This is a genomic window from Sphingobacterium sp. T2, from assembly GCF_000814685.1.
GTDB lineage: Bacteria > Bacteroidota > Bacteroidia > Sphingobacteriales > Sphingobacteriaceae > Sphingobacterium > Sphingobacterium thermophilum.
In genome coordinates, this window is record NZ_JXAC01000154.1 from 1 (window position 1) to 4703 (window position 4703).

The 4703-nt window shown below is 39.3% G+C and carries 6 protein-coding genes and 1 pseudogene; 6 read left to right on the forward strand and 1 reads right to left on the reverse strand.

Annotated features, from left to right (window positions below; genetic code table 11):
- Positions 1–211: 211 nt before the first annotated feature.
- The gene (locus tag SD31_RS10240) at positions 212–694 is read right to left on the reverse strand and encodes a regulatory protein RecX (RefSeq protein WP_039054052.1); all 483 of its coding nucleotides are present in this window, start codon (positions 692–694) and stop codon (positions 212–214) included.
- A 72-nt stretch (positions 695–766) separates the two neighbouring features.
- Here SD31_RS10240 and SD31_RS19095 point away from each other — a divergent pair, with 72 nt between their 5' ends.
- The 6 genes and pseudogenes from SD31_RS19095 to SD31_RS10265 all read left to right on the forward strand — a co-directional run.
- Entirely contained in the window at positions 767–1570 is an 804-nt protein-coding gene (locus tag SD31_RS19095; protein WP_231561444.1) for a Mur ligase family protein, read from the forward strand.
- 136 nt (positions 1571–1706) lie between these two features.
- A pseudogene (gene alr, locus SD31_RS19100) lies at positions 1707–3199 on the forward strand (alanine racemase).
- 13 nt (positions 3200–3212) lie between these two features.
- Complete coding sequence (locus tag SD31_RS10250; protein ID WP_039054053.1) at positions 3213–3809, forward strand: DUF502 domain-containing protein; 597 nt, start codon at positions 3213–3215, stop codon at positions 3807–3809.
- A gap of 1 nt (position 3810) precedes the next feature.
- A complete protein-coding gene (locus tag SD31_RS10255) occupies positions 3811–4029 on the forward strand; it encodes a hypothetical protein (RefSeq protein ID WP_039054054.1) in 219 nt (72 codons plus the stop codon).
- Positions 3989–4405 (forward strand): hypothetical protein, encoded by a 417-nt coding sequence (locus tag SD31_RS10260; RefSeq protein WP_156138311.1) that lies wholly within the window; start codon positions 3989–3991, stop codon positions 4403–4405. Before SD31_RS10255 ends, SD31_RS10260 begins: the two co-directional genes overlap by 41 nt.
- A gap of 98 nt (positions 4406–4503) precedes the next feature.
- The coding region (locus SD31_RS10265; RefSeq protein ID WP_039054055.1) for a hypothetical protein at positions 4504–4703 on the forward strand (200 nt) is incomplete at its 3' end.

Genomic DNA, 4703 nt, shown 5'->3' on the forward strand with positions numbered 1-4703 from the left:
CTTACGTTTGATGATTGCAAATTATTAGAGCTAATAAATACCAGTTTTGTCCAAATGTTTTTTGAAAATAAAACTAGCATTCATTTTTTMAACTTTACTTTTACAGTCATTCCATTTGATTTATCAGACTTAATATTTTTGCAGGATTTATTCAATCTTCCTCGGAGAGATAAGTCTCTAGGGGATAAAAAGTATTCATGTTTTACAGCATCTAGTCACTGTCAAAATTAAGTCGTTGGAAAATCAGGTCGTTTTCATACCCCTTACCTTGAAGATATCGGACTATCTTGGCTTTTTCGTTATATGAAAGCTTCTTCAAGCTTTTGTCGACTTTCTTTCTGATAAGTTCGTCAAGCTTGGCAATATATTCTTCTTCGTCTATTTCGGTAAGGGCAATTTTAATTAGGGGGGTAGAGATGCGTTTGGCTTTCAAATGTTGGATGATCTTTATCTTTCCCCAATCGTTCATCCGAAATTTCCCTCGTACGAAGGCCTTAGCAAATCTTTCCTCATTGATAAAGTTGTTTTCAATAAGATAGGCTATGATGTTCTCGACCTCTTCTTGGTGCAGTCCCAACTCATATAACTTATCTCTTACCTCTTGCTGGCATCGTTCTTGATAAGCACAGTAACTTTCTAGCTTCAAGCGTGCCTGCAGGGGAGTGTAGACTTTCCTATTTCTCTCCTTATCCATGACCTTACAAATCTTAGAAAAAATGATACACTTATAAAAAATTATAGTGAAATTTGTTTTGAAATACACATTATGTACAGTTTATCCGAAATTCTTGATAGTATTCAGCCTGTCAGGAAACAAATAGTTATCCCATCGCTCCTCATAGACACCCTTAGCTATGATTCCCGCAAGATTAGGGATGGAGAGCACAGCATTTTCTTTGCTCTCAAGGACCAACGTGACGGCCACCATTATATAGCAGATGCCTATCATAAAGGAGTAAAGACATTTGTACTGACAGATCTTTCTTTTGATATTTCTTCCTTTGCGGAAGCAAATTTTGTCTGGGTAGAGGATGCTTTGGAAGCTCTGCAGCAGATTGCTTCTTTTCATAGAAAGCATATTCAGTATCCTGTCATAGCTATTACGGGAAGTAACGGCAAGACCATAGTCAAGGAGTGGCTTACGCAGATGTTGCGGAAGGACAATCATATCTATCAGAGTCCTAAAAGTTATAATTCACAGCTGGGAGTAGCTTTATCGGTATGGGGATTACCTAACCAAGCGGATCTAGCAATTATAGAAGCGGGGATAAGTATGGTGGGAGAGATGGCACGCCTAGAAAGGATAATTCAACCCTCGTGGGGCATCTTTACCGGTTTGGGAACAGCACATAGAGAGGGGTTTGATTCCAAAGAACAAAAGCTGGAGGAGAAGTGGAAACTCTTTCGCAATGCCATAAAAGTTATTTCTGCTCCAATAAACGCATTAGTGGATTTTCGAGAGCCTGAAAAGTCACCTTCATGGGGGTATAGAGATAAAGATAAACTGCAAATAATCGATATTAAAATAAATAATAGTCAATCGGATATCCGCCTAAGTATATCAAGATGATTTTTTTGTACTAAGCGTGCCTTTTAAGGATAAAGCTTCTTTGGATAATATGCTTACGTGCACATTGGTTTTACTTGAAATGGGATATGACAAAGAAGAGATTCAGCGGAGATTGATGGAGCTTAAGCCATTGGAGATGCGTCTTCAGCTCAAGAAGGGGAAAAACAACAGCAGCATTATTGACGACAGTTATTCCAATGACTTGGCATCCTTGGAAATTGCTTTGCATTTTCTGAGTCAACAGAATCAATATTCTAAAAAGAAGCTTATCCTTAGCGATTTTGAGGGGGAAAGATGGACGCCAAAATTCCAAGAGAAGTTGCAAAAGCTGCTCTCTTTGGGTAGTCTTCAAGAGATAATTTTCATTGGCTCTCGTCTTGACAACATATTTGTGTCATCAGATACGCAGCGGACCGTTTATCCCGATACAGATACACTATTGCAAAATATAGGTAAGCATGATTTTTCAGAGTCTGTAATTCTCATCAAGGGAGCCCGAAAATACAGATTGGAGAGGCTGAGTAAGCTATTGACCGAAAAGTCGCACGAAACTGTGCTGCAGATCAACCTGAATGCCTTAGAACATAATCTGAAGCAATATAGAAGCAAGCTGGCACCACATGTTAAGCTTATGGTGATGGTTAAGGCTTTTTCATATGGAAGTGGGTCGTTCGAAATAGCCAACATGCTACAGTTTAACAATGTAGATTATCTTACCGTGGCTTTTGCGGACGAGGGGGCAGAACTGCGCAGAGCGGGAGTACAGCTGCCTATCATGGTCTTAAGTCCACATGAAAGCGCTTTTGAAGATATAGTGCGGTATAAGCTTGAACCGGAGATATATTCTGTACGTGTGCTCAAAGCATTTATAGCATACCTACAAGCCAAAGGATTGACGGATTATCCCGTACATATCAAGTTGGATACAGGCATGCATAGGCTGGGATTTATGGAACATGAGGTAGACGAAATGCTGGAAATACTGTTGCGTCAGAGCCGGGTAAAGGTGAGGTCTGCCTTTTCGCATCTTGTGGGAGCTGGAGACCCTCAGCTTCTGGCTTTTACTCAACAACAGATAAGTCTGTATCAGCGTTTGGTAAAAAAGATTGAAAAGCATATAGGATATTCTTTTATTCGACATATTTGTAATACTTCAGGCATAGTTCATCATCCGGAAGCACATATGGATATGGTGCGCCTTGGAATTGGACTTTACGGGTATGACATGACCTCCACAGCTCTTGATCTCCAAGAAGTGGGTAGATTGAAAACGACCATAACACAGATCAAAAGATTACCGATGACAGAAACGGTGGGCTATGACAGAAAGGGAAGATTACGCAAAGACAGTGTTATTGCTACAGTGAAGATAGGATATGCGGATGGATATAGCCGTCGTTTTGGCAATGGAGTCGGCGAGATGATGGTCAACGGACATGTGTGCGTACGGTGGGCAATATCTGTATGGATATGTGTATGTTGGACATTACCGATATTGATGCAACAGAAGGAGATGAGGTTATAGTCTTCCCGGATTTGGCGAAGGCTGCCAATGACATAGGAACCATTCCTTATGAGTTGCTTACAGGAATTTCATCACGCGTAAAAAGAGTTTATTATTACGAATAGGATATTTGGCATTATGTTACGTAAGATATTTCAACGATTATTATATTATCTAATCAAAGGTATTTTGGTGGTAGTACCTGTGGCTGGTGCTGTGTTCTTGATTATCTGGATTGTCGCATCCTTAGACAATGCTTTGAATATTTCTCAACATTTCTTGGAAGATGAACACGGCCATCCATTATATATTCCGGGCATAGGTATCCTTACCGTAATCCTTATTCTTGTGCTGGTGGGATTTATCTTTACGACATTGGTTACGGCTCCCATACAAAGTTGGCTGAGCAGAACCATTAATAGGATTCCTTTGTTTAATACCTTGTATTCATCTATAAAAGATTTTACGGAAGCCTTCGTAGGAGACGCCAAAAAATTTAACGAACCGGTATTAGTACAGGTAAATGACATGGGACTAAAGAAAATCGGCTTTCTAACCCAAAAAGACCTACATAAGATTGGATTAGAAGGTGAAGTGATTGTTTATTTTCCGTATTCCTACTCTTTTGCTGGTCAGCTGGTTGTGGTAGACTCAAAATACGTTTCAAAGTTAAATATGTCTGCTACCGATGCGATGAAGTTGGTGGTGTCAGGGGGTGTTTCAGGATTGGAATAATATGAAAAATTATTTGTCAAACTTTTTCGGCAAAAAAGAAAATGCGATCTCGGAGAAGATGTTATTCGAGGCGCAGTTAAGCTTGGAGAATGCCATGACCGACAAGGTTTTGCTGTTGAATCTGAGTAAACAGCATGCTTTGGAAAAAGCAAATGCTTATTTGCAGGAGGTCCTTGAAATTGAAGAGGAAGCTGAGATACCTCTACAAAGAAGAGCTTGACCGTCTGCAACGCTTTGTTGAGCTGTTTGCAGGCTCCTCTCCCCAACCTATATTCACTAAGATGCAATATACTGTGGATGATGAAAAACCTTTCTTCATACATCCTTTCACCTTATATCCTTTAGTGCAGAATGCTCTTCATAATGGGTATAACACCATGCAAAAATTACCTATGAAAGTGCGTGTCACCCAAGAAGGAAATACGTTGAAGATGGAAGTCAGCAATAGGGTCAATCATTATTTGGAAAGTCAGGAAAATATTCCTTTGATAGATTATTACAAATCCCGTTTAAAGGTGCTTTATCCGGAAAAGCATAACCTATTTATCAATAGCAACAGCAACCTGTTTAAATGTACTCTTATTGTTACGAAATAAAAAACTTTTTGTGACGCTGCAATCTTTATCCTTATTTTTAAATTATCTATATTTACTATTACATGTGGGTTTAATGTAGTTTAAAAAAATTTAGAGCAATGATAGGTACATTAATAGATAAAGAAGATATAGTCAACCACAAGATCATAGCAGCGGAAGTAGATCGTACAGAAGAGTTGAAAGGTAAACTTATGGATGCCCAACGATTGGGCAACGAATTCAAATCCAAGACAACAATTGTTTTTAATTCGGAAGATGGACCTCTGAGGGTAGAGACAACAGTGTGGTCGGCAACGGA